General features: G+C 41.9%; 22 protein-coding genes and 1 pseudogene. 10 read left to right on the top strand and 13 right to left on the bottom strand.

Annotation, left to right across the window (positions count from 1 at the left end; translation table 11 throughout):
* From AACV20_RS04550 to AACV20_RS04535, 4 genes are all read left to right on the top strand, one after another.
* A complete protein-coding gene (locus tag AACV20_RS04550; protein WP_017048854.1) occupies positions 1-2,196 on the top strand; it encodes a tyrosine-type recombinase/integrase in 2,196 nt (731 codons plus the stop codon).
* Positions 2,196-2,699: a hypothetical protein gene (locus AACV20_RS04545; protein ID WP_017048853.1), complete on the top strand. Its 504-nt coding sequence runs from the start codon at positions 2,196-2,198 to the stop codon at positions 2,697-2,699. Before AACV20_RS04550 ends, AACV20_RS04545 begins: the two co-directional genes overlap by 1 nt.
* 166 nt (positions 2,700-2,865) lie before the next feature.
* Positions 2,866-3,330: a thioredoxin-dependent thiol peroxidase gene (bcp, locus tag AACV20_RS04540; RefSeq protein WP_017048852.1), complete on the top strand. Its 465-nt coding sequence runs from the start codon at positions 2,866-2,868 to the stop codon at positions 3,328-3,330.
* A 38-nt stretch (positions 3,331-3,368) separates the two neighbouring features.
* Positions 3,369-4,022 (top strand): recombinase family protein, encoded by a 654-nt coding sequence (locus AACV20_RS04535; RefSeq protein ID WP_017048851.1) that lies wholly within the window; start codon positions 3,369-3,371, stop codon positions 4,020-4,022.
* Between the two features lie 73 nt (positions 4,023-4,095).
* On the opposite strand, the gene AACV20_RS04530 is transcribed toward AACV20_RS04535, so the two are convergent.
* Genes AACV20_RS04530 through AACV20_RS04520 form a run of 3 tightly spaced genes read right to left on the bottom strand, consistent with a single transcriptional unit; the run spans position 4,096 to position 11,298 of the window.
* Positions 4,096-4,818, bottom strand: coding sequence for a hypothetical protein (locus AACV20_RS04530; RefSeq protein ID WP_236732773.1), 723 nt, complete (start codon positions 4,816-4,818; stop codon positions 4,096-4,098).
* Positions 4,721-11,011, bottom strand: coding sequence for a hypothetical protein (locus AACV20_RS04525; RefSeq protein WP_170906941.1), 6,291 nt, complete (start codon positions 11,009-11,011; stop codon positions 4,721-4,723). The genes AACV20_RS04530 and AACV20_RS04525 overlap by 98 nt, the downstream gene beginning before the upstream one ends.
* A gap of 14 nt (positions 11,012-11,025) precedes the next feature.
* Entirely contained in the window at positions 11,026-11,298 is a 273-nt protein-coding gene (locus AACV20_RS04520) for a hypothetical protein (protein ID WP_017048848.1), read from the bottom strand.
* Positions 11,299-11,780: 482 nt separating this feature from the next.
* Here AACV20_RS04520 and AACV20_RS04515 point away from each other — a divergent pair.
* Positions 11,781-11,921: pseudogene (locus tag AACV20_RS04515) on the top strand (thioredoxin-dependent thiol peroxidase); the annotation flags it as partial.
* An 81-nt stretch (positions 11,922-12,002) separates the two neighbouring features.
* Here the strand turns inward: AACV20_RS04515 and AACV20_RS04510 are convergent.
* From AACV20_RS04510 to AACV20_RS04500, 3 genes are all read right to left on the bottom strand, one after another.
* Positions 12,003-13,874 carry a methyl-accepting chemotaxis protein gene (locus tag AACV20_RS04510; protein ID WP_017048845.1) on the bottom strand — a complete coding sequence of 624 codons (1,872 nt, stop codon included), beginning with the start codon at positions 13,872-13,874 and terminating at the stop codon, positions 12,003-12,005.
* A gap of 213 nt (positions 13,875-14,087) precedes the next feature.
* Positions 14,088-15,164, bottom strand: a complete 1,077-nt coding sequence (locus AACV20_RS04505) for an AI-2E family transporter (RefSeq protein ID WP_017042765.1) — start codon at positions 15,162-15,164, stop codon at positions 14,088-14,090.
* Complete coding sequence (locus AACV20_RS04500) at positions 15,165-15,392, bottom strand: sulfurtransferase TusA family protein (protein ID WP_013856280.1); 228 nt, start codon at positions 15,390-15,392, stop codon at positions 15,165-15,167.
* Positions 15,393-15,586: 194 nt separating this feature from the next.
* On the opposite strand from AACV20_RS04500, the gene AACV20_RS04495 reads away from it, so the two are divergent.
* Genes AACV20_RS04495 through AACV20_RS04480 form a run of 4 tightly spaced genes read left to right on the top strand, consistent with a single transcriptional unit; the run spans position 15,587 to position 18,421 of the window.
* A complete protein-coding gene (locus AACV20_RS04495; RefSeq protein ID WP_170906940.1) occupies positions 15,587-17,044 on the top strand; it encodes a beta-barrel assembly-enhancing protease in 1,458 nt (485 codons plus the stop codon).
* A gap of 23 nt (positions 17,045-17,067) precedes the next feature.
* A complete protein-coding gene (gene arsC, locus AACV20_RS04490) occupies positions 17,068-17,418 on the top strand; it encodes an arsenate reductase (glutaredoxin) (protein ID WP_088732765.1) in 351 nt (116 codons plus the stop codon).
* Positions 17,415-17,987 carry an NAD(P)H:quinone oxidoreductase gene (gene wrbA, locus AACV20_RS04485; RefSeq protein WP_017042769.1) on the top strand — a complete coding sequence of 191 codons (573 nt, stop codon included), beginning with the start codon at positions 17,415-17,417 and terminating at the stop codon, positions 17,985-17,987. The genes arsC and wrbA overlap by 4 nt, the downstream gene beginning before the upstream one ends.
* 8 nt (positions 17,988-17,995) lie before the next feature.
* Positions 17,996-18,421, top strand: a complete 426-nt coding sequence (locus AACV20_RS04480; protein WP_026028353.1) for a DUF2069 domain-containing protein — start codon at positions 17,996-17,998, stop codon at positions 18,419-18,421.
* 101 nt (positions 18,422-18,522) lie between these two features.
* Here the strand turns inward: AACV20_RS04480 and AACV20_RS04475 are convergent, their stop codons facing one another.
* Positions 18,523-19,668: a DUF2066 domain-containing protein gene (locus AACV20_RS04475; RefSeq protein ID WP_170906939.1), complete on the bottom strand. Its 1,146-nt coding sequence runs from the start codon at positions 19,666-19,668 to the stop codon at positions 18,523-18,525.
* A gap of 189 nt (positions 19,669-19,857) precedes the next feature.
* On the opposite strand from AACV20_RS04475, the gene AACV20_RS04470 reads away from it, so the two are divergent.
* Positions 19,858-21,117, top strand: coding sequence for a uracil-xanthine permease family protein (locus AACV20_RS04470; RefSeq protein WP_010320498.1), 1,260 nt, complete (start codon positions 19,858-19,860; stop codon positions 21,115-21,117).
* A 45-nt stretch (positions 21,118-21,162) separates the two neighbouring features.
* On the opposite strand, the gene ybaK is transcribed toward AACV20_RS04470, so the two are convergent.
* The 6 genes from ybaK to prmC form a co-directional block, all read right to left on the bottom strand.
* A complete protein-coding gene (ybaK, locus tag AACV20_RS04465; protein ID WP_026027304.1) occupies positions 21,163-21,639 on the bottom strand; it encodes a Cys-tRNA(Pro) deacylase in 477 nt (158 codons plus the stop codon).
* A 106-nt stretch (positions 21,640-21,745) separates the two neighbouring features.
* The gene (ushA, locus tag AACV20_RS04460; protein WP_069212142.1) at positions 21,746-23,407 is read right to left on the bottom strand and encodes a bifunctional UDP-sugar hydrolase/5'-nucleotidase UshA; all 1,662 of its coding nucleotides are present in this window, start codon (positions 23,405-23,407) and stop codon (positions 21,746-21,748) included.
* Between the two features lie 361 nt (positions 23,408-23,768).
* Complete coding sequence (gene kdsA, locus AACV20_RS04455; RefSeq protein WP_026028071.1) at positions 23,769-24,620, bottom strand: 3-deoxy-8-phosphooctulonate synthase; 852 nt, start codon at positions 24,618-24,620, stop codon at positions 23,769-23,771.
* 22 nt (positions 24,621-24,642) lie between these two features.
* On the bottom strand, positions 24,643-25,452 hold the full coding sequence (locus AACV20_RS04450; protein WP_170906938.1) for a SirB1 family protein: 810 nt from the start codon (positions 25,450-25,452) through the stop codon (positions 24,643-24,645).
* A gap of 18 nt (positions 25,453-25,470) precedes the next feature.
* Positions 25,471-25,854 carry a SirB2 family protein gene (locus AACV20_RS04445; protein WP_013856268.1) on the bottom strand — a complete coding sequence of 128 codons (384 nt, stop codon included), beginning with the start codon at positions 25,852-25,854 and terminating at the stop codon, positions 25,471-25,473.
* A complete protein-coding gene (gene prmC / locus AACV20_RS04440; protein WP_017045760.1) occupies positions 25,839-26,720 on the bottom strand; it encodes a peptide chain release factor N(5)-glutamine methyltransferase in 882 nt (293 codons plus the stop codon). Before prmC ends, AACV20_RS04445 begins: the two co-directional genes overlap by 16 nt.
* Position 26,721: the final 1 nt, after the last annotated feature.

Here is a 26,721-nt window from a genome sequence, read left to right as displayed (position 1 = left end):
ATGATAAAACTCACTGACCTAGAGCATCAAAATAAGCTTCTTAAAGCACAAGAAAATGTTGGTGCTCATGCAAATTACTTAATGGATGTTTTAAAGCCAGCTATTGAGCGTGGTGATTGGGATGAGATCGAAAGCCTTGAGATTGGCTTTACTGTTACGGGTAAATCATTAGGTAAAATTGGTGATGATGAAGCCTGGAGAAACCTACAGCCTTATTTTGAGCCAAGAGCAAAGCGAACCTTAACCATTGATTTTACGCTCGATGGTAAAGTTATTGAACGTAACCTAAAAAATCAGCTTAAGACCCTCCTACTAAAAATGATGTGGCTATCACCTCATAACCATTCATTTTCGACTCTTAAAGAAGCATTAGTAGACCTAAAGAAAGTCATTACCCCACTTTTAAATGAAGGGTATAACACCTTATCGGCTTTAAATTTTGACCGACTCGAAACTTGGGTGCTAACGGGTTTTACCAGCATCGACTTTGAAAGATCTGATATTTACACCGGACTCAATCGCCTCTACAAAGAAGCCAGAGGTTTGCCGTTTGAAGTCAACCTAAACAAAAAGCTTACCGCCTCTGACTTTGGTTTAGTAATCAAAGAAGCTGAGCAATTTACCGTCATTCCTCAGAGGCTCTACTATCTGGGTCTTCAAAGGTCAGAAGCCCTTATTAATGAAGCTTATGCCCTACGTGATGAGCTAGAGCAATTGGCAGAATACATCGCCACCTACTTTGATAAGGCGTATGAGGGTTATGCTAAGTATCTTGTCAGTGATGAAGCCAGATTAAAAAACGGTAATATTCAATGGTATTTAGGGAAATCGTCCAAAATAAATACAAAGCGTACATTTGCTTTTCAAGAAGCCTTTGCAACGCTTAATTCTCCAAATGAAGAAGAGACACTTACTCTCATACGTCTTCATAAACCAGAGATAAAGAACGACTACATTGATAAGTTCCACACCGAACGCCAACTAGCAATTGGGCAATGGTCAATCACGGGACTTACAGAAGCTCGATCGCTTTTTACAAAGCTCAATGGTGGCTGCCTATGGGGTTTAATGGCTCGAACAGGAATGAGAGCCGATGAGATGTATGACCTAAACACAGTTCAGGGCTGCACGACTGAGATAATAAAAAGACAGAAGATACACGTTATCCATGCCAACCTATCAAAGACAGCTAAAGGCTCTCAATCAAAGCAAGATGAATTTGTCACTACCGAAATCGGCATGAAAGCGTATGAGGTTCTTCAAGCGCTACATGCACCACTAAGAAAACTTCATCCTGACTCACAATCTTTTTTCCATAAAATAAAAGAGGATTGTAGTGAAGTAACTAAGATTCAACTAGGGAAACATTCTCAAGCTTGGTTTGAAAATGCTATGGGCGAAGAACTTGCGCTAACCAATGAAGACATTATTGACCTAAAAACATCTGACCCAAATTTATCGTTTGAAGTGGGTGATGATTATAAATTTACAGGGCATCAACTTCGCCGCTCTTTTGCTTACTACTTAATTGGTTACGAGCTTTGTAACTTTCCGCAACTGAAACAGCAATTTAGTCATGTGTCTATGGCAATGACCCGGCACTACGCTAAGAACGCCAGTAAATTCCAAAAGATTAGACAAAAGAAAAAGACTCTTGCTAACGAAATTGATGAAGAAAGGATCGACCAGAAAGCCCGTGTTTATTTGAGCATCTATCAAAAACTGGCAAACAAAGAGCGAGTTGCAGGAGGCAAAGGCAAAGAGTTTGCTAAGAATATGATGAAAACAGACCGTAATTTATTCAAGGATAAAGTGGATAACGATAGACTGTCTCTAAGCTATTGGAAAAAGCAAATTAGAACTCAAAACCGCCACATTCATGCTGTTGCCCCAGGGGTATATTGTACTTCGACTACCTGTGGTTTAAGAACGCTAGTTAACCTGATGGAATGTGTAGACTGCAAGAATGATTACATCGTTGATGCCGTATTTGCCGAAGCAAAGCGTAAAGAAGCTGAAATCCACATGCTTTATGATATTGAAAACAACGAACTCACCCCTCAAACCGCCTCAGAATCTTACATAAAAGTTCAAGCAGCTGAACGCATTATGGGTGATTTAGGTATCGACTATGAGCCTGTCATTTTTCCTGATGAAGTTAAGAACTTACTTATCCCATACGGAGTGATTTCATAATGTCACAGATAACCAAAAATAAGCTAATCAAAGCATTGGAAAGACTGTTGGATGGTGATGTAGCGAAGTTGACATCGAGAGAGGTGCGCAATAAAGCTCGAAAGGGCAAGCTCAAAATCAACAAAAGCAATGTTGAAAAAGAAGCGGGCCTTTCCCCTGGCGCACTCAGAAGGCATAACGACGTCGTTTTAATGATAGAAAATAAATCATTAGAAGTACAAGTTGATCAGGATGAAACCTCTGACGCCCCTATTGAAGTACTTCAAAAAAAAATAAAGGCACTCAAAGGAGAAAGAGCACAGGCAAATAAGAAGAAAAAAGAGTATTACGACGAAGCTCAAGGCCATAAAGAGGCGTTAGCTGTTCAAGCAGCCACTCATATTAAGGTCGTTCAAGAACTAATGGAGATGTTACATGAAAGTCAGCGAGAGAAAGCGATGGATAAAATCGTATCGTCTCGTTTAGACAATGTTATTGCACCCCAATTTAGAAAACCAAAGTAGCGTTTAGCGCTGCAACTAAAAAACGTACTGTTTAGTGTGAACACTAGACAGGACACTAAATTAACGATAAAAACGCACACTCTAACGTAATAAAAATGCACTAAAAAGGACATAGCGAATAACGCTACGCCAAATACCATTAATTGAGAAAGTAAGGACAAAACCAATGGCAATCGAAGCTGGACAAATCGCACCAGATTTTACCCTAAATGACCAAGACAATAACCCAGTGACGCTATCTGAGTTTCAGGGAAAAAAGGTACTGCTCTATTTCTACCCACGCGCTTCAACACCCGGCTGCACAGTTCAGGCTAAAGGGTTACGAGATACTAAAGCTGAGTTAGATGCCCACAATGTTGTTGTTCTTGGTGTCAGCCCAGACACACCGCAAAAATTAACTAACTTTATCAACAAGCAAGAGCTTAACTTCACTTTGCTAGCCGATGAAGACCACACAGTTTGTGAAAAGTACAATGTTTGGCAACTCAAGAAATTTATGGGCCGCGAAAATATGGGGGTAGTACGAACAAGCTTCCTGATTGATGAGTCTGGTAACCTTGAGCATGTATTTAACAAGTTCAAGACCAAAGATCACCATGAAGTCGTATTAGACTACCTAAACAGCAAATAAGCTTCCATGAGCAATTAACTCTTAACTTGGGGACAGGCATGATTGGCTACATTCGAGTATCAGATTCACAAAGAGCCGATGGCGAATCACAAAGAGAAGCTATCAAGGCGTACGCTGCTAAACGTGGCATACAAATAACGGATTGGATAGAAGAGCACGTGTCTGCCACCAAGACAGAGTTGAGTGAGCGGAAGTTATTTTCTCTCATCACCTCTCAACAAAGTATCATTGTATCGGATATCACTCGGTTGGGTCGCCATAAAGTTATGGAGCTAGTAGGTGCCATTGGTCAAATAGCCTCTTATGGTGAGCTACATTTAGCATACAACGACACCATCATCAGCTCAGAGAACGTTGATAATGCTGAAATCATTTTTACAGTTATTGGGCAGTCTTTTGCCAGCGCTGTAGAAGCCCAGAAGCGCTCTGAGCGAGCTAAAGCTGGGCACGCTAAACGTAAGGCCAAAGGGCTATCATCTGGCCGTCAGAGGGGACAGAAGGTGAAATCAAGGCTTGATGAGCATACAGCGTTTATATTGAACCTTCTCGACACCAAGACCACCAAAGCTGAAATTCTTAGGCAACTAAACGAACGTGGTGTATCGATTTCTCGAAGTCGATTCTACTCTTGGTTGGAAGCCCGTGGGCTTCATAACAAAAAAGCTGAATTTCAGGTGGACATGTTCTCATAGCAAGCCTAGTTTGCCTGACGTCCCTCACTTTTCGCAAACTCGTTTTTGCCCCAAAGTGTGTTAATGTATTACTTTACTTGTCAATGATAGCAATATCTTTTTGGTATTTTTCTATAAACACATCGCAAATAGATTTTAGTGCTTTAACTTTTTCTATTTTTGATTGAATCGCTTTTATTTCATTTTCTTTTGAATTAGCTTCTTCATCAGAAATAAAACTGAGCATTATTCTAATATCTTCACCCGTGTCTTCAGGTGCTAGCTTCAGTACCTTCTTAGCTCTCTCTGAAATAGCTGAGGCAGCAGCTGAGTTAAAGCTTTCTGAAACTAGCTCTTTTGCTACTTTATCGATAGAGATGGCTATATCAACCCATTGTTTGCTTTCAGCTGTTTCTTCAGGATCTATTTGATGATCAAATTGTGAAAATTCATTGAAGTATGGTTTTTGAGACGAGTTATCTAACCTTGAAAGACCTCTGAAAACAGAATCAAATTCGCTAAATGGGTTAATACCCCTAGGGAGCTCAGAGCGATGATGCCAAAGCTTAAAAATTGCATCTACACATTTCCTTTCAGCTGACTCCTTTTCTTCACCTTGACAGTTTTCTGACTTGTGAATATTTTCAGCAATATAATGTACTAACCAGCGGGCTGGAGTATTACAGTCAATTATCATGCCTAGCTCAGTGATGATAGCTTTACCTAAGTTGATAACTTCTTGATTGGTAATCTCTGATGACTCCATCTTTTGAGAGAGTATACAAGTTGCAATATGGTCCCGGGTATTTGACATCATCTGGTACATCCTTATCGTGAGTTGAGCTTTGGCGGTTAATTGATACTTCCAAAATTAGTGATAATTTAGTTTTAACGCATAAATGCTTTAATATATCTAAAGACAGATAAAGCCTATTACCGTCGCGAATTATGTTGTCATTATAACGGTCATTACTGCGTGTATCGGTCCATGTTTCAGAGAACCCCTGAGAATTTCCTTTATCATCCAAGTATGTTCTTGTAAGTAAGGAATAATTTAAATTGAGTAACTCTTCGTATTCTTTACTGATTCTTCGTATTGGAAACTTTAGCTCCCCAGCGTAGGGATCTATTTCATCCAGTTTTTTATACTCGTCAGGTTCAATCAACCAGCCTTTCATTTTGAAACCAGAATCATCTAATTCGAACCGTTCCTCGTTATAGGAAGGTAATTTGTAATCGTGAGGATTTCTGCATGAAACTAGAGCTTTTAACAAGGAGGCTGAATTGTTAACGGATACTAGTGCGCTGGAGATATTGTAGGTTTCGTTGTTGCCGCTACCATCATTGTCAGACCAAGAACCTGTAACACATATAAATGTTCTGCCATCTTTACTTAATAGTAGTCCTTCGAGAAAGTCACTATATTCAATTTCCCATCTCCATGAGTCAGTAGCTTTTTTGCTTAGCCACTCCCTTCTTACTAAAGGTGCAGGATCTCTAAGGTCTGCCAAAAGATAGCCATTATCCATCGATAAAAGGTGGCCAGAAATCCAGTCAGCCCAAAGGTCATCTTCCCAGTCATACTTACCTTCAACTACAGGGTGGCTTTTGAGTAACCTTGATGCCATTGTGAAAATGACGTGATATCCCAAGTAGAAATCATATGGCTGAGTCGACGGTATAGAGCTGTGTCTTGCATGTGTTTCTTTATGACCATGAGGACGTGGATCTTTAATAAACCTTTCGTCCAAAGTAACTCCCCATTCATTAACTACTATGTTAATCGCAGTCTGTTTTAATTCTTTAACAGATATATTAAACACATTTGCTAGTGGCTTGAGCCAGTACTCTTGGAAGTCTAGAAAAAATGATAGTTCGGTTAACTCTTTATCAATATTAGAAATATTAGCTGTTGCAAATTTATTAGTTTCTTTTTGTATATTCTTACTAAATGTACTAACACCTACCGTATCTAATTTGTCTTTTTCATTAGGGAGATAAATACCTTTCCTTTGTTTTAATAAGCATTGAGATATCCTCACTGCATAATGCTCTAATAAAATATGGTCTGCATTTAGCGCTTGGTTTAGAAAGAATGCACTATGTTTAAACAAAAGCTGAACATTTGATTGGGCACCTCTGTAGATAGCAATCATAAAATATAATTGAGCATGAAACTTATAAAATGGGTAACGTGTTGAGCCAAAGGCTCCTATCTCATCTCTATCGAATAAAGCAACCATTGAATCAATGATTTCTTCGCAGTTAAGTTCTACAAGACGGTAGATGATGTGGACTGCTTCCCATCTAATTTTTGATGTGGGGTTAGCTAATATTGACCAAATAAAAGATGCATAGGCTTCTGTATTGTATTCAGGAGGAGTCAATACTCTCGACCAATAACCATCGCCATCATCTTCATCAACGTGCAGTTCGACCCTTTCTAAAGCGTAAGCTAAAGCTTCTGTAGCTTCGGAAGAAGTCAGTTCTTGTGAGAGAACTGTAATAACAGAAAAAATAAATTCAGCATCGTCAAAATCGCTTATATTCTCTAATGCTTTTTTTATACCTGAAACCCTTAGTTTTGAAAAATCTTCTTCTAGTTTAAATCGTGAAGTCCAGTGCTCAGGCCACCAAGGGTTTGAGACTGTAACTGCATTTAATTGTGTGTACAGATCAAAGCCTTTTATCCATAACTCTTTCACTCCTTCTCGTTCAAACCACTCTTGAGGTGTATTTTCCAAAGCATTTAATAATTCGTAATTTGAAGAAAAATTACATTGTAAAATTGCTTCTAAAACATCGACTGCTGCTAGGATTGGCGCTCTTGCAAATAGTTGACTCCAGAAACATTCGTCATAACTTTTATTCTTCAAAGCTTTAAAGCTTACAAGTGAGGCTCCAATTTCCTTAGAGCTTATAAAGTTGTTTGACTTAAATACTTTGTTCCAATCTACTGGTTCAAATTCTTCTTCTGATTGGTAATGCTTTTGAGTTGGTCGTACTGGAGTGTGTTGTTTGTCAAAATATTGAATTGCCTCATTAAGATCTTGAGATGATAACTCAAACTCGGCACCAGCATTTTTAATAGATAACAATGAAGATATAGATAACCCTTTGATCAAGGCTTGTTGAGCAGCATCCTTAAAAATAATATTTCGAATTTCTTGGTCTTCAGCAACTCTTAAGCATTGACAGGTAAATTCTGCATATCCATTATTGTCAATTAACCCTTGGCTAGCCCATGCTTCTTGAGGTTTCAATGCATTACAGGAGATTGAGTTCGATATCACTGTATCTTCGAAGGGGCCCCAGTATGTAACTTCTCTTTCTATCCACCTAGCCATAATTGCAAATGAGGATGGTGCATTCATATCATGGATGGCTTTAATTGTTCTCTCTAACGGGAAATGGTCAGACATATACTCATAAAAGATTTCGGTGCTACGAGAAAAGCGATATGTCAATTCAGCAGAGCAACCACTTGCAGCGCTATTCTCAGCCAAACTTAAAATAGCAAAGTGTCTATGTAGGACTTCATTTCCAAATTTGGAGGTAGCTTCAATTGCTTTGTTGAAATATTTTGCTGATAACGCTGGAGTTAATGAACATAAGGCTGTAGCAATATCAATATATGAACTTGCTTTGCTTTCAGCCCCTTCTTTATTGTGATTCAACATAGTCTCGGCTAACGCGTTTTCATATATATCTGATAGATGAAACAAGCTTGCTACACGGCAACTAAAATATAGACCTTGGAGTAGCAATTGATAAGGTGCGTTCTTGACTATGTTTGAAAGTAGTAATTTTCGTTGTTCCTGATTTACACTTTTAGAGTAGAATATGCTTTTTTGTTTTAGTTTGTTAACAAACTCAGGAATGAAATTTTGGCGTTTATAGGAAGCGGGAAGGTGTTTTTGAACTTCATCAAACGTGCTTCTGAATTCTGTCTCGAAATCATTAATTTTATTAGTTCTGGTACGAATTAGAAAACGCTGTGCGGGCACCATTGCTGATAAAGTTTTTTCGTATTTATCCTTATCCTGTTGTTGTGTATAGTTTAAGTTTTCGGATAAGAACTCTTTAGGAAAGGTTTCTATTTCTGGTAGTGTCTCACCAGTCAATTCTTCCATTAAAGCTACAGATTCAATGAATTCTATTAGGTCATCATTGTGATAAGAAGAAGGGTTTGCGTACCAAGTTTTTGGCTCTAATTTTACATGACGAAGCAGTAACTGATTTAGTTTAGTGCCATCGTGCCCAATAGCGAAACAATACTCGATAAATACTAGTAACTCTTGAGTTGGAATAATTTCATTAGCTTTTTCATTTAGCTTATTTGATGGGCTCTCTATATTTTTCAAACAACTCAAAAGAATTTCTTCATCTATAGAATTTTGTGTTAAAAATAATAAGTTTATAAAGTTAATGCACAAATAACTGTATTCTTTAGAAAAGAGGGCGAGTTGTTGTAAATCTTCAAATCTAGATGTGTCGAGTAAGCTCTCTGCAAAGATACTTATAGCGTTTTGAACCGCTTGTGTAGGAGCAAAACTTAATATTCGATTAATTGCTTTCTCAGGACCAAGTAGGTTTAAGTGGACAGTAAAAAGCAAGGCAACATCTTCAGCAGAAAGATTTTCCTCATGCCTTTTTCGTTTATCTTTTGCTGTTGTTTTTAAGTAGGTATTTAACCAGTTTTCTGCTGCTCTTAGATAACTTAGTGCTTCGCCTTTAAATTCCCCATGCATTGATAATAGGGCTGATTTGTAAAGATTTTCAGACCCCTTCCATCCGCCAGATAATCGCCCTTGAAATGCTAATTTTTGAACTTCGGTAGGCGATTGAACCATACCAATTAAGGTTACATTTTGATTTAATAATTCTATTTGCCTTTGGTCACCAGCGAACTCTTCTCCAGTTCTCAATGCTAACTTAATAAATGAAAAATAATCTTCCAGTTGTATGGCTGATTTCAATGCAGCATTTAGTCGTGATGTACTGATGCTTCTAGCGTCCACTGGATTGCCTTTAGGCAAGAATTCTTCTGAAAGTGCTAGCTCTATTAAGTCCTCGAGATTTCCCCCTGCCAACATTAGGTAGGGTAAACATTCAGATACATAGCTGTTTGAATTTGCTATTTCTTGTATGTTTTCTACAAACTCTTTAGCTTGCTCAGATGTAGAAGCAAACTGTTTCCTAAACCATGTTTCAGTTGGTTCGTCTCTAAACTGAATACACTTATCGATTAATATTAAACCACGGCCAAAATCACTGATGAAGCTTGTAATTTCGTCTTCAGAAAGATTAGAGAGTTTTGATATAACGTCTATGGGAATAAATGGAGGTAAACTAGCTAAAGCTGTACAAATCAGATCGATTTTTAAGCCTTCTGTGGCGGTATTTTTATTTTTTAGTCCTTCAATTGCATTATTTAGCTGAACCTCTATTTGAGCGTCTACAGTGGTTAGGGTTGGTCCTAAGTTTTGTAGCATATCATTCAAAGATACAGGAAACTCTTCTATAGCGTATGCTTGAACACGAGGATTACCTCCTGATAAACGGTGAAATTCTTTGCCATGCTCTTCTGTGGCATCCGAATAATAATGTTTTAAATGAGCGAATGATTCACTTTCAGAAAATTCTCTTAATTCAAATTGAACAATTTCGTTTCTGGGCTCTAGCAATTCAATTCGCTCGGTTCGGCATAATGCAATAACAGTACAGCCATCGATCATTAAATCATTTAGTAACTGAGTAACAATTGAATTTTCAGCTTTTTCCTTAGCAGCCATGACCGCATTATCTGCGGCATCTATAAAAATATATAGATGTGCCTGTGTATTTGCTCTTTTTAAGCATTTCACTGAGGATTCTAAGCAAGAAATAAACTCTTGCATTAATCGCTCTTTGTTTTTTCCATTTGCAATTAGAGGTTCGCATAGACCATTAATTGCTAATTCATTAGCGATTTGAACTAATACTTTATCAAAAGAGTGTCTTGGGCTGTTAATTGAACGATAAAGGCCATCACCGAAGCAATCGTAAACAATAGAGTGAGAATGAGAGGGGATTATTGTATTGGCTAGCCTAGCCATTACTGTTTTACCAACTCCGCCACGAGCATGAATTATCGAGTTTTTGTTTTCGGTTAGTATTGATTGTAAAATTGACTCTTGGTAGTTTCTGAGGTTACTTGGTATGAAGGCTTCAAATTTTGGAGGTGATGGGAATATATCATTATAGTGCTCTGCACCAAATCTCACTTCTAAATCATGGCGCTTTATCATTGCGTATTCACTTAATGACCCTTGTGATATTAGGTATACAGCTAAAGCCTTAGTTAGCTCACTTACACATTCTATATTATCGGGAGTAATGTGCGGCATTGCATAGCTTTGGTTGTTTAAAGTTTCTACAGTCGAGCTAGGGAAAATATTGCTGAGAGTAGCCACTTTAAAATTAGTAAATGAGTCTTTTTCTTTATTAAATAACTTTGTTTTGAATTCTCCAGAAACAGCCTTTGAGTAAAAATCATTAACCGGCTTTGAGAGCACCTTATTAGATATAATTTGGAAAGATAAATCCGGTTTCGACTCTTTTGACAATATTGAAATAATGGCTTTTAGGTCGTTTTTATCAATATCGCCACCAGTTGTTTTAAAGTGAAGTAAGCTTATATTTTTAGCTGCATCATTCAATACAATTACGTTAACGCCACTCTTATTTTGAATAAACTTTATTTTTAAATTTTTTTGAGGTTGTTTAGAAGGCGATAGTAACTTTAAGCATTCGTGCGTTGCCCACAGTAATGGGATTTTGTTGTTATAGCTATCAAAGGCACTAGCTTGCGCTAAAAATGTTGCTTGTGCGAATGACTTTTGATCAATGTTAATTTCTGAGTTTTCGATATCACCTGTAAATATAGGAGCATTGATATCTCTGCCTGCTGCAACCGAGCGCCCCTTAGCTATGACTTTGGCAATTAAATTTTGCATCTGCTCAACCATCCCATTAGTCCTATTTAAGCTAAAGCTAAATAAGAAATATATAAAGTAGCGATGCTAACCAAAAGTGCGATGATCGTGGCGATATTGGCAAGTAGTCCTAATACGCTGGTTTGATTGGAGTTTATATCCCCAGTCATTATCGGAGCATTGATATCTCTACCAACACTAACTCCTCGATTTGAAGAAAGTATTTTTGTTGAGGTGCGTTTTAAAATAAATAACGCAACAACCACAGCTAAAATTGTGAGGGTTGGGTTTTGGGCTAAAAATGTTATTAGCTTTTCCACAATTTAAAATCCTTTATTTGACGTTTTCTTGAAAACATAGCTATATAGCTTACCGAGTTACATTGGACTTCAAACTATTCAGAGAACTGATTAACTTGATGGCTACGCAGTTAAGCTCAATTTTAAAACACTTCGATATTATGAAACAAGCCTATTATTGCTTCATCTATATTCGTTTCCGTTATGAAGAGAAGTTTAAGCACGCTCGTTTTTGTCCACAAGTAAGTTACGGACTCCGAGCCATGCTTGTGATCACCAAGCGATTCTGTCGCAATGACAATTAGCTTGATCTGTAGCATTACCTAAGTTTTTTATGACAAGTGTTCGCTTGGAAAAGCGTCAAAACAGCCCGATTCACAAAAAATTATGACAACTGCTATAATTAGAGTTCAAAAAGAAAGTTTATTAACCTAACTCACTGTTAAAAATAGAGTTTGTCAATAATCGTCAAAATTTAGGTCTTAGAATATTCCCAAGGGTGTCGCTTCATGGGCAAAGTTTATGATGGTCTACACCGGATTAGCTTTTTAATTAACGAGCAAGGTATCATTGAACAGGTTTTTGATAAATTCAAAACCAAAGATCACCATGAAGTGGTGCTTGATTATCTAAACGCCCAATAATCAAAACTCGACTGAAATAAAAAATGCCAGTTCTTAATACTGGCATTTTTGTAACGCGACTAATCAAAAGTTGATGTGTAATTACACAATAAACTTATTGAGCAGGGCATCTTGCTCACGAACGTTTTCCGTTTGAACCTGCATTGCGATATTGGCTTCTTCAGCAGATTGTGCCACTTGCGTCGACAAATCTTTAATCTTCACTGTATTGGTGTTGATCTCTTCAGCCACAAGGCTTTGCTCTTCTGCCGCAGATGCAATTTGGATATTCATGTCCGAAATCACTTGTATCGCATCACGAATACGGTTCAATGCCGAATTTGCCGTTTTCGCTTTATTCACCGCATCAACAGCCGTCGTTTTACTTTCATTCATAGCCGAAGAAACCGAACTCGCTCCTGCTTGTAATTGCTCAATCATACTGCGAATTTCGGTGGTCGATTGCTGAGTGCGCTGAGCTAGTGTACGCACTTCATCAGCAACAACGGCAAAGCCACGGCCAGATTCACCCGCTCGAGCCGCTTCAATGGCCGCGTTTAAGGCAAGCAAGTTAGTTTGATCAGCAATGTCATTAATCACTTTCAAAATAGTTTCAATATTCGCCGTCGCGGACTCTAGGCCTTTCACCTCTTCCACCGCTTGGTCAATGCGGGCCGATAAATTGTCGATCGACAATGTCGTTTCACTGACCACACTGGAACCATCTTGCGTTGCTTCATCGGCTTCTTTCGCCGCTGCTGCTGCACCTTGCGCATTATTGGCAACTTCTGTCGATGTCACCGCCATTTCGTGCATTGCGGTTGCAAGCTGCTCTAGCTCTTGTAACTGAGTACGCATTGCTTCGGCCGATTCATGAGCTCCCTGTACCGTAAGCTCTGTACCACGCATGATCTCTTCACCAATCGCTTTTGATTGCGTGATCTGCTTTTGCAGCGTCTCAGTAAAGGTATTAAACCCTGATGCGAGTTGAGCAAACTCTTGGTCCGTATTGGTATCCAAGCGTTTGGTTAAATCCCCCTGCCCTGAGGCGACATCTTGAATCGCTTCATTGAGCACACCTAATGGACGCATTAACACTTTAATCAGTAGCGTCAAACCAATCACACTCAACACAAGCCCAATTAACGTATAGATAATAGAGCTATTACGTAATACGCCAATCGCATTGAAGGCGATGGATTCATCAACAATCGCACCGATGTACCAGTTCTCACTTGGAATATGAGTGAAGCTGACGAGATAACGGGTACCATCAATTTCAATCTGTTGGTCTCCCTCTTTCAGAGTCACTTGCGGTAAATAAGTCGATAACTTCTCACCATTATTTTTGGTATCAGGGTGGGCAATCGTCGCTCCGTCACCTGAAACAATAAAGAGGTAACCCGCATCGAATAAATTAATAGAGTTCACCAATTCAGCTAAACCCGTCAATTCCATATCGTAGAACATGGCACCAGAGAATCGACCTTGATCGTAAATAGGCGTACCAATAGAAATGATCACATTTTTGGTAGAAATATCGACATACGGTGCTGTAACGATAAGTTTTTTCGATGCTTTAGCATCCACAAACCAAGGGCGCTTGCGAGGATCGTAGTCACCGCTTGGTTCCCAACCGTCATCATTCTCCACCACTTTACCATCAGATTCATACCCTAACCCTATGGCTAAAAAGCTTTTTTTCAATTTCGGCTTTTCAAGAATATTTTTAACGTAATCCCGGTTGAGCGGATCAAGCTCAATCACTTCAGTCGTCGATTGAGCCAAGGTTTTTTTACTTTCCATTTCAGAAACAATGGTGTTTTTGACCCCAGCTTCCATTTCACTCAGACTTTTTGTAACTAGGGATTCTATTTCCGAGCGCACAATGCTCAGTTGCTGAATGGAAATAAGCGAGACGGTAACAAGCAGAAGTGCAGAAGAAGCTGCAACTATTTTTTGGCTAAACTTCATAAGTATCCCTCATTGATGCCAAATTAATTATCATTTTTGTGGTTATAGTTAGTTATCGCCAAGTTACAAAAAATCTATAGCTTTTTTACACATCCACTTAGTTCAGTCTAATCAATATTTACTATTTGGCAAAAAAAAGCCTAAAACGATTACGGTTTAGGCTTCCTTAGAGATTCTGTTTACTCTCTATTTTTTATTTATAATTCAGTGATTTTAGGGTGATTCAGCCTCAACAACAGGTTCATCAGTGCTGGGCAAAGCATGCCATACTGCTTTTACTAGAGTGGCAAGAGGAATTGCAAAAAATACGCCCCAAAACCCCCATAGCCCACCAAAGACTAACACCGCGACAATGATAGCAACGGGATGTAGATTTACGGCTTCAGAAAATAGAACGGGAACCAATACATTTCCATCCAAAGCTTGGATGATGCCATAAGCAATTAATAATGTGTAAAACGGCGGAGTCATGCCCCATTGGAAGAGACCGACGATGGCAACTGGCACCGTCACAGCGGCCGCGCCAATATAAGGGATCAAAACCGATAGACCCACAGCCACAGCAAGTAACACAGAATAACGTAAATCAAGAATGGCGAAAGTGACGTAACTGATACTACCAACAATCAGTATTTCTAACACTTTTCCACGGATGTAGTTTGAGATTTGTTGGTTCATCTCTTGCCATACTTTAGCCGCGAGTTTACGGTTGCGTGGCAATAACCCACTGGTCATTCGCAGCATTTCATTCTTATCTTTCAATAAAAAGAAGACCAGCAACGGCACTAAAATGAGATAGACACCCAAGGTGGCCAAACTCACAAGAGAAGCAAGTGACCCTTTAACGACACTTTCCCCCATACCTAAAGCCTGGTTCTTCGCATTACTTATCACCGACTCAACAATCTGTAAGTTATCGAGTTCAGGGTAACGTTCAGGAATACTCAAAATGAAACTTTGCAACCCTGCATACATGTTAGGAATGTCATTGATTAAATTACCAACCTGTTTCCAAATGGTTGGTACTAAACCAAAGATAGCCAGCAGCATCAAACCGACAAACAGCAAAATCACCAAAATTACGGAAACGGACCTAGGAAGCCCAAAACGGCGCAATTGCATTACTGGCCACTCAAGTAAATACGCCAGCACAATGGCTACAAGCAGCGGCGCAATCAAATGACCGAAGAAATATATCGTTACAAAACCAAAAAACAGAATAGCAACCAGACTAACGGCATGAGGATCAGAAAAGCGTCTTTGATACCAACGAGTTACCATTTCAAACATTTAATCGAGTTCCTTAATTACTTTTAGCCAAAAATAGTCGGGTGACGTGTTCCACTGGCAACGAAAGCCATGAGTAGACAAATATTTTTCTATATCCTGTCCTGAGCTGACGTCGTTAAGCCAAATGTCTAATACCTCACCCAAAACCAATTGAACAGTGTGACGCTTCGCAAGTAATAAAGCCATCGGACAACGCTGCTGGCGTAAATCCAGAATATTTGGTTCCATTCTTCTGCTCAATGCTTAATATAGGCCTGCCATTGTATCGAGTTTTGACTGGCATGCCAGTGTTTATCGATACTCAAACACCGGCTGGCTTACTCTTCTCTCACTACAATTTTTGGCCGCTATTTTGAGTTGGAAACCAATTCACACATTCAATGTCATACAGACAAGAAGCTCACGGAATATCACTGACAAATATGAAGTTTAAACGCGCTCGATCCTTACTTTGCCTCTGTATTACTGTGGCGATAAACGCCCCTTCCTTGAGCTATGCCGATACCATAGAGCTACCGGACATTGGGACAGTAGCAGGTTCGACCTTGACGATTGATCAAGAGCTTATTTATGGCGATGCTTATATGCGCATGCTGCGTAACAGCCAGCCTATCGTCAATGATCCGGTGATAAACGAGTACATCGATAGCCTAGGGCATAAATTGGTTGCCAATGCCAACGATGTAAAAACGCCGTTCACCTTTTTTATGATCCGCGATCGCAATATCAATGCGTTTGCCTTCTTTGGCGGTTATGTTGCGTTGCACTCTGGGTTGTTTTTGCATGCTCAAACAGAAAGCGAACTCGCTTCGGTTCTTTCGCACGAAATTGCCCACGTCACGCAGCGCCATTTAGCACGCAGTATGGAAGACCAAGCCAGACGCTCACCAGCAACAATCGCCGCATTGGCAGGCTCTTTGTTACTGGCCATTGCGGCACCTGAAGTGGGCATTGCCGCCATTACCGCCACCACCGCAGGCAGTATGCAAAGCCAAATAAACTATACGCGCAGTAATGAAAAAGAGGCTGACCGATTTGGTATTGCAACGCTAGCCAAAGCGGGGTTTGATGCCCAAGCCATGCCAAGGTTTTTTGGCCGCCTCGCTGATGAATATCGTTACGCTAGTAAACCGCCACCGATGTTACTAACCCATCCGCTGCCAGAAGATCGTATTACCGACAGCCGTGAGCGCGCCCAACACTACCCGCCTATGCGCCTTCAACCTTCATTGGATTACCATTTAGCACGCTCGCGAATTGTTGCTCGCTATGCTGGGATTGATAATGAAGCCGCTCTTGATTGGTTTAAGCGTGCGGAGAAAAAAGAGAGTGCGACTCTCGCGCCAGCCTTTCAATATGGCAAAGCCTTGGTTTATCTCGATAGCAAGCAATTTGATAAATCAGAGGCGATTTTATCAAAGCTGGTTGCACAAGACCCAACAAACAATTTCTATCTTGATGCGATGGCCGATCTCGATATCGCTCTAAATCAAGCGGCCAAAGCCCAAACCTTGCTCGAGAAGGCGCTTAAACAGAAACCGAACAATCCAACCTTAACAATTAACTACGCCAACAGCTTGTTAAAACAAGATAAATTGTCTGATGCCATTCGGATATTGCAGCGTTACACCCATGACAACCCTAATGATACCAACGGCTGGCATTTGCTATCAGAAGCGAATATCGGCATTGGCAATAGCCAAGAAGATCTCGCTGCGCGGGCGGAGCTTCTAGCGCTCAAAGCCAATTGGAATAAAGCGATTCAATATTACACTCAAGCAAGTCAACTCGCCGAACTTGGCAGCTTAGAACAAGCTCGCTACGATGCACGCATTGACCAATTGATGGTGCAACGAGACCGATTCTTATCACTCCAATAATCACAATACAACGAGGAGAAGTTATGTCAGTCGTGATTTATCACAACCCTAAATGCTCAAAAAGTCGTGAAACTCTGGCACTACTAGAAGACCGCCAGTTAAAGCCACAGATCATCAAATATTTAGACCAAACCCCAACCATCGAACAGTTGAAAACCTTGTACGCTCAACTCGGGCTACAACAGGTTCGTGATATGATGCGCACAAAAGAAGATCTCTATAAAGAACTTGGCCTAAGTGATGATGCACTTACTGATGATCAACTATTTTCAGCCATGGCCGCGCACCCTAAGTTGATTGAGCGTCCCATTGTTGTCGCCAATGGTAAAGCGCGCCACGGCCGTCCACCAGAGCAAGTACTTGAGATTTTATGAGTATTAAAGTCGTCGTACTTTATTACAGTAGGCACGGTTCAACGCAAGCACTGGCACGACAAATCGCACGCGGAATTGAAGCACAAGGCGCGACAGCGCTCTTGCGCACCGTTCCGGCGCTAGACAACCATGCAGAGCAAACGACCGATCCCTACCTGACTCTGGATGAGTTAAAGCAATGTGATGGTTTGGCTTTTGGCAGCCCAGTCTGGTTTGGCAATATGGCCGCGCCACTGAAGCACTTTTGGGACCAAACGACCCCTTTATGGATTAGCGGCGCATTAATTGATAAACCCGCTTGCGTGTTTACTTCTTCATCCTCTTTGCATGGCGGCCAAGAGAGTACGCAACAGAGTATGATGCTGCCACTGATGCATCATGGCATGTTAATCGTTGGCATCCCTTATTCAGAGCCTGCACTGCATACCACAACCTCTGGAGGCACGCCATATGGTGCAAGCCATGTCGCAACACACTCGCCACAACTCACTACGCACGAAAGTGAACTGGCTAAAAATTTAGGAAAACGGCTGGCAATGCTAGCCAGCCGATTAAAGGACAGATTATGACGGCAGAAATGATGCCAAACACCAAGCAGTACCGATGGCTAGCTTTACTGAGTAACTTATCCCTAATTATATGGGTGGTTTTATGGCAATTCTCGCTCTCTCCTCACCCTCATCTTAATCATGTTGCATTGGCCATTGCATGGGTTATCCCACTGCTTTTACCATTACCGGGAATTTTGGCCGGAAAACCCTACACTCACGCCTGGGCCAACTTTGTTTTAATGCTCTACTTTCTACACGCATTGACGCTGATTTATGTTGATGGAGGGGAGCGCTGGTTAGCGGTAGTGGAACTGCTACTGACATTTGCCGCTTTTGTCGGTAATACCTTGTATGCTCGCCATCGCGGTAAAGAGCTCGGACTGAAACTCAAGCGTCTATCTGAAGTCGAAAAGCAAGAGAAAGCCAATTTTACCCACGATAATCAACCATAGAGTCAATCCATGACAGGATTGCCTATTCTTCTCATGCAAAAAGAGCCCTGATGGGCTCTTTTTGATTATCTCAGCATTTGTTCAAGGGGTGACTGAGTACTTTACGCTTGCCACTCAAAAGAGAGTACTCGCTTCACTGGTTCAGTGATGGCCTGAGATAATGACGGTTCAGGTGTGACTTGCAAAGAGCCTGACTCCACAGCAGAATCATCAACCTCTGCTGCTGGGGTAAGCTGTGTTGGCACACTCTCTGGCTGTGGGTCGTCAATTTTAGCGACTTTGCCCATGCGTAGCACTTCTTGCTCAAACTCAGACTCTGAAGCCAACAAATGCACTTCGAAAGTAATTTCCTCACCTTGAATCTTGAGAATGTCCAAAGAAGCAACAGAGCTTAAGCGCTTCAACTTATTCTCCAAGGTAAAGAAATCCATTGCATCATCAATCGGGCTAAAACGAGCAAGCAGCGAAGAAGAGGATTCACTGGCCACGATAACCGAGCTCTTTCTTGCATAGTAATCACTCAATTGATCGATCATTTGTTCAATGGCATCGTCACCAGACGCTTGACCAGACAGTGGCGCTTTCGTGGCTTGTGCCATTTGAGCGGCGGGTTGATCATACAAACTCCAACGCACACCATTACTTTGCACTCTGACCACCAATACCGCATCGGTTGGATAACGTTGGCTAGCCATGCTGATAGGCTGCACGAAACCGCCCCACAAATCCGAGACTTCCACACCGGTAATATCATCAAAATCACCCACAGGCACTGTGATAGGCAAACCGCGAGTTTGAGTCGCGCCTTTAAGCTGTTTTAACGTACTCGTGTCAGAATGCTCCCAAGCGATACTGCGGTCATAACCTGACTCTTCAATCAACCAGACTAAAACATTAGCTCGGTTTTCAGGCCAAAATGGTAATTGAGCTTGAGTTAATAATGTGCGGATATGCGGTGCGCTAAACCCCATGACAATCGAAGATTGCGCCCCATTTTGACCATAACTGATTTGCGCTAAATATTGCGAATTCTGCCTTAAGGCTTTTTTAATCACCTCATTGTTCACCGCATTCCTATCACCCGAAGCTCGAACAATCACTTCGCTCATCCCTTTGATACGAGCATTCGCGTCGGCATTGTTTTGCTGTTGATCAATCACGACTTCGGTATGGTATAAGTCGACCTTGGTTAAGGCATAAGCAGGGAGAGTGAGTAAGCTCATCACCAACATAGCTAAATAGCGCATACTGTTCCTATGATCTGTTTTGTGAACGTCGATGATAAGCAACTATCCGGTCCGCGGCAAGGAATCCACGGCAGAGTTCGGTGATAATTTCATCAACATTTGTGACTTTATTTGATCTAGTTTCAATGGCAATCGTTTGCAAAAGTGATAGAATCCCGCGAATTTTTATTTTGCTTCAGGGAAATCATGATGAAAAATGCCATCCAAGGCGCACAGATGCTCTTCGTCGCATTTGGTGCGCTGGTTCTTGTCCCGCTGTTAACTGGGCTTGATCCTAACGTTGCACTATTTGGCGCCGGTGTCGGTACCCTTTTATTCCAACTTATTACTCGCCGCTCTGTCCCCATCTTTCTTGCTTCTTCTTTTGCCTTTATTGCACCGATTATGTTTGGCATCCAAACTTGGGGCGTTGCCTCGACGATGGGCGGTTTAGTGGCCGCTGGTTTTGTCTACATACTACTGGGAGCGATCATCAAAGTCCGTGGCGTAGAAATCATCCACAAAATTTTACCTCCTGTGGTCGTTGGCCCGGTGATCATGGTGATTGGCTTAGGCCTTGCGCCTGTTGCTGTAAACATGGCGCTAGGTAAAACTGGAGATGGTTCGGTACAACTGATTAGCTCAGATGTAGCGATGTGGATCTCTTGCGTTTCACTGTTAACCACCATCACGATTAGCGTTTTTGCCAAAGGTTTTCTCAAACTGTTGCCGATCTGCGGCGGTATTTTTGCAGGCTATCTTTTGGGCCTCTATTTTGGTGTAGTGGATTTTACTCCTGTTACGCAAGCGGCTTGGCTGTCAATGCCGAACTTCACTTTCCCTGAGTTCAACATCAACGCGATCTTGTTCATGATCCCGGTTGCAATTGCTCCGGCAGTCGAACACGTGGGCGATATGCTCGCGATCTCAAACGTCACTGGAAAAGATTACATCAAGAAACCTGGGCTACATCGCACCATTGCGGGTGACGGTGTTGCCACCATCGCAGCCTCTATGCTGGGCGCGCCACCAAACACTACATACAGCGAAGTGACAGGCGCCGTAATGCTGACGAAAGCCTTTAATCCAGTAATCATGACTTGGGCTGCGATCACCGCGATTGTATTAGCATTGGTTGGTAAGCTGGGCGCGCTACTGCAAACCATTCCAATTCCAGTAATGGGCGGCATTATGATTTTGCTGTTCGGTTCAATTGCAACGGTTGGCCTAAACACACTGATTAAAAATCATGTCGATCTTCACAAGTCTCGTAACTTAGTGATTGTGGCAGTGACATTAGTGTTTGGTATCGGCGGCATGGCCTTTGGTATCGGAGAGTTTAGCCTACAAGGTGTCAGCTTATGCGGTATCGTAGCCATTATTCTAAACTTGATCCTTCCTAATGACTTAGGAGAAAACCATGTGGTGGATAACGCCCAGATGGAAGAAGAGATCAAACTGAAGAACTAATTTTGCCAGTCAATCCGGCCTCACTCGAGGCCGGATTTTCATTCTCTATTCTTGACACAATTCAACAAACTCACCTCGCGTTAATAACGCAAGATCGCTCGGTGCCAATTCAATCTCTAAACCGCGCTTACCTGCACTGACACAGATGGTCGATTGATCTTCTGCGCTGAGATGAATGAAGGTCGGTAGTGCTTTTTTCTGCCCAAGTGGGCTAATGCCACCGACCACATAACCCGTGGTTTTTTGCGCTATGTCTGGATTAGCCATTTCCGCTTTTTTCGACTTAGCCGCTTTGGCCGCACGCTTTAAGTTTAATTTTTGATCAACAGGAATAATCGCGACAGCGAGATTTTTCGGCTCGCCATTTAAGCAAAACAGCAGTGTTTTAAACACTTTTTTCGGATCTTGTCCCAAAACCTCAGCCGCTTCTAAACCATAACTGCTGTGATTAGGATCATGTTGATATTGATGGAGAGTGTGAGGAATTTTTTTCTTTTTCGCCAAATCAATCGCAGGTGTCATCGTGCTTATCTCAAAATAACCATTAGTGCCGATAAAAAAGCGATGCCTAAGCACCGCCTTTAGTTAAAATGATTGCTCACAATGAGTCAAACTCTTTATCGCGCTATCACTTATAGACAATTTCGCCCGCTGGCGCATATTGGTTCACATCAATTGGACTGTGTGCTTCGAGGTAATCTTTCAATACTTCCGCGTCCACAAACCCCGTATTCACATAACCTGGATGATCGGAGATTTTTGGATAACCATCACCACCTGCTGCATTGTAGCTAGGCACGGTGAAGCGATACGTTTCGTCCAAACGGAGCTGCTTATCACCAATAAAGACATTCGATACCTTACCATTGGCCACTGTCATCGAAATCCCCGCGAATTGTACATAAGCGCCAGAATCAACAGGTTTGGTCGCCACTTCATTGAGGTAATCCAACACTTCAGCCCCGGTCATATCGGTATAAGTGAGAATATTGGCAAAAGGTTGTACTTTGAGCACATCTTTATAAGTAATTTTTCCTGCATCAATCGAATCACGCACGCCACCAGAATTCATCACCGCAAAGTCGGCTTTTGCGCGTTCCATATGAGAAAGTGCAATCAAACGACCTAAATTGGTTTGTTGGAAACGCACAACGTTGCGATCCCCTTCTAACTTGCCATTACTTTGTGCAATGACCACATTCAGTTTCTCTTGACCTTGTTCTTGATATGGGCGCAAAAAGTTAAGCATTTCTGGATCTTCAGCGATTTGATCTTGAATCAGTACGCGCTTACTCTCGCCATTCACTTTCACTTTTTTCTTCAGGTTTACGGGGATCAGGTTGTAGCTCACCATGTTCAGTTCACCATTACGGAATTCGTAATCCGCACGGCCAACATACTTACCCCATTCATGCGCTTGCACTATGTAAGTACCGTTTTGCATATCAGGCTTACATTCATCTCCCGGATGGAAGTTTTTCTTCACCACATTAGGGCCTTCCATGCAGACAGGCTCTTGAGAGTGGCCGCCGACGATCATATCGAGAGAACCTTCATCCAAGTATCGTGCAAGCGCAACATCACCCGGTGCATTCACACCACGTTGGCCATTTTCATAATGGCCCATGTGGGTAACGGCAAAAATAAGGTCCGGCTTTTCCGTTTTCTCAATTTCTGCGATCAGTTTTTTCGCTTCTTCTTTTGGATCTCTAAACTCAATACCACCAATATATTCAGGGTTGCCGATTTTAGCGGTATCTTCAGTCGTTAAACCGATAACCGCTATTTTGACGCCCTGTTTATCAAACATTTGGTAGGCTTGGAATAGACGTTTTCCGGTCGCTTTATCGTAAATGTTGGCCGACAGCATTGGGAAATTCGCCCACTCTTTTTGCTTAAACAGCACCTCGAGCGGGTTATCGAATTCATGGTTACCTAACGCCATCGCATCATAACCAATCTTGCTCATGCCTTTAAAATCAGGCTCTGCATCTTGCAGATCAGATTCAGGAACTCCGGTATTAATATCGCCACCAGAAAGAAGCAGTACGCTGCCGCCTTCAGCTTCAATATCAGAGCGAAGATCATCGATCAGCGTTTTACGTGCCGCCATACCATACTCGCCATATTTGTTTTGCCAGAAACGACCGTGGTGGTCATTAGTGTGTAACACGGTGAGTTTATAAGTCGTATCTTCCTTCCACTCATGAGTGGGTTGAGTTGCGCAACCCATAAGGGCTGTAAGAATGGCCGCGCTGAGCGCTGTTTTTAGAATAAGACGTTGTTTCATTATCATACCTTTGAACTTGAAAAATCCACTGCTTGTGAGGGGGAGGTTATGGTCAACGTTGCAAACACAAAATCAAGCCATACCGATAAACTTGACCCAGTTTAAATTAACATCTCAAAGGTGACAGATTGATTTCATATTTATGTAGAATTGATCACTATAAAATCAATTCAAAAATGTAACGGTTGCCACAGGTTACACGTGAAATTTTAATGGATCACAGGCAATCGTTTTCTTTCCTAAACACGAAAAAATAAGGAAAAGTGAGCACTTAGACAAGATAAACAAGTTTGGGAAAACATTCGATAAAATTTGACCACCTTGCGGTGGCCAAATTATGAGTGGTAGATCCAACAAAAAATCAGCGGATATCGATATGAGCAAAGCTCTTGATCAAATCATCTAACGCTTTCATTTGTGCAAGGAAAGGTTCAAGTTTATCCAAAGGCAGTGCCGATGGACCATCGCAACGCGCTTTATCTGGGTTTGGATGCGCTTCAATAAAAAGGCCCGCAATCCCGGCAGCAAGACCTGATTTTGCTAACTCAACTGTCTGCTCACGACGCCCACCAGAAGCTGCGCCAGAAGGGTCGCGCATTTGCAGTGAATGGGTCACATCAAAAATAATTGGGCTGCCGTTTGATACTTTTTTCATCACACCAAAACCCAACATATCAACGACCAGATTATCATAGCCATGGCAAGCACCACGTTCACACAAAATCACTTTGTCGTTGCCGCACTCTGCAAATTTTTCCACGATATTGCCCACTTGACCAGGGCTCATAAATTGTGGTTTTTTCACGTTGATCACTGCACCTGTTTTCGCCATCGCTTCGACAAGGTCAGTTTGACGAGCAAGAAACGCTGGCAGTTGAATCACATCAACCACCTCAGACACAGGCTGAGCTTGAGCTTCTGTGTGTACGTCAGTGATAATTTTGACGCCAAAGGTCTCTTTTAGCTCTTGGAAAATTTTCATTCCCTCTTCCAAGCCGGGGCCACGATAAGAGTGAACAGAGCTGCGGTTTGCTTTATCAAAAGAAGCTTTAAACACATAAGGGATGCCGAGTTTATCGGTCACTTTCACGTAATGCTCACAGATTTGCATCGCTAAATCACGGGATTCAAGGACGTTCATTCCAGCAAACAGAGTAAACGGTTTGTCGTTGGCAACGGGAATATCACCCACGTGGACGATTTTTTGTTCCATTTTATTCTCTCTCATTTAGCGGTTAATGCAGCGTAATAGCTTCAAAGCTTAATGCATTAACTTGATTTTTTAATAACTCAGCCGCCGGATCATTCGGGCAATGCTCAATAAAGTATTGATAATCGGATAAGGCAATTTGGTGACAATCCAGTTGCTGATAGATAAAGCCGCGATCGCGGATTTCATACGGATCATCAGGAACAAAAGTCAGCGCTAAATCAGTACAACGCAGCGCTAAGGTATAACGCTCTTCTCTTAATAGTGCGCTCTTTAGTAGTGCCAGCCAACGACCGATCACCGTCGGATTATCTGTCACTTCCAAATGACTCGATTTCAGCTTAGACAAAACCCCTTTATGCCCAACTAACCACGCTTGCAGTATATGTAATGAGACGGTTTCACCAGTAAAAGGGTTAATATAAATCGGTGATTCATCGCACCAATGCAACTGCAATAAAAACTGTGTGGGAAAGGTAATACCTTGTAAAGGAAAGCCTAGCTTGCGCGCAAAATAGAGCAACAGCGCACCTAAACTGACGGGAATACCTTTGCGGTGCTGCAACACTTTATCGATAAAGGCATTACGTGAATCAAAATAAGCCTCTCTGTCACCGCGAAAACCCCATTGTTGGTAAAACAGATGCAACAACGCTTCGAAACGCTGTTTGTCATCCTGTTCATTAGCTAACTCGTGTTTTGCTTGTGTAAGCAAACGGGCCAACTCTTGGCGTGCCCATTCATCCTCAGTTTCAGGATTGACGGCCTTGTTTAAGATCAGCGCCCCTTCCACCAATTCCATTGCATCAAAATCTTCATCGAACCATTCAAACATAATGCCGCTCGGATGCTGTTAGCCTAAAAACATAGCCGTTTTTACGATGGCGATTTTTCCCGCCATAGCAAGCCAACCTAATGCGCCCAAAAAAGCAAAGGTACGCAACAGCTTATTCCTACCCAGTTTGAGCGCAAAGAAGCCCAGCGCAATGTACGCCATCACACAAGTCAGCTTCTCAGTTAACCAAGGTGCGGCTGGGGTAAATGGGATAAAACCAGACATCACAATCAACGCGATACCCGATAACAACAACAGCGAATCGTTAATATGAGGAAAACGTTTCAAAAAAGGGTGTTGCAGCCATTTGGAATCCATCATCATCAAGGCATAACGTACCGACAACAATAGTGCACTGATCGCAATGGTCAGTAGATGAAAATGTTTTAATCCTTCGTACATGATGCTCTCTCTTCTGAGTGCGAATATTGACCCAGTGTCACTCGGTCATTACCCGCATAATCCTTTTCTGTCACTACATGGTGATAGCCGAGTGACTCAAATAACGCTCTGACTGCCGCCCCTTGATCATAACCATGTTCAAACAGCAGCCAGCCTTGTTGCTGCAAATAGTGACGCGCATTCTCTGCAATGTGTTTAATGTCAGCCAAGCCTTTGTCTTTGGCCACCAGCGCACTTAAAGGCTCAAAACGTACATCCCCCTGCGTGAGATGGGGATCATTTTCTTCAATATACGGTGGATTGGAGACAATTAAAGCAAACTTTGTACCGAGCTTTAAAGGTTCAAACCAACTGCCTTGTAAAAATGTGACATTGGTAATAGTTAAACGCTGCGCGTTTTCCAACGCTAAGGCTTGCGCTTCTGGGCGCAAGTCGATACCAACCACATGACGTTCAGGTAGCTCGGACGCTAGCGCTAATGCGATTGCGCCAGTTCCTGTGCCTAAGTCCAAAATATCCCCTTGCGTCTGCTGGCTTTTTTCTAACGCAATTTCAACCAAGCGTTCAGTATCCGGCCGAGGAATTAATGTCGAAGGCGAAACTTTCAGTGGCAGCGACCAAAACTCACGTTCCCCAACCAAATAGGCCACAGGCTCCCCCGTCACTCGACGCGTAATCAACGAGCAAAATTGCCGCGACTGCGTTTCGCTTAAGGTCTTTTCAGGCCAAGTCAGCAGATAAGAACGTGGTTTATCCAGTACATGGCAAAGCAGCACCGCTGCATCCACAGAAGGCGAATCACTGCCGCCTTCTTGGAGTTGAGCAATCGCGGCTTTCAACGCATCATCAATACGAGATAACGTCATG

It is taken from the genome of Vibrio sp. B4-6, assembly GCF_963888245.1.
GTDB lineage: Bacteria > Pseudomonadota > Gammaproteobacteria > Enterobacterales > Vibrionaceae > Vibrio > Vibrio anguillarum.
Note: the sequence above shows the minus strand (reverse complement) of the source record. Positions and strands in the feature narration are given on the sequence as shown.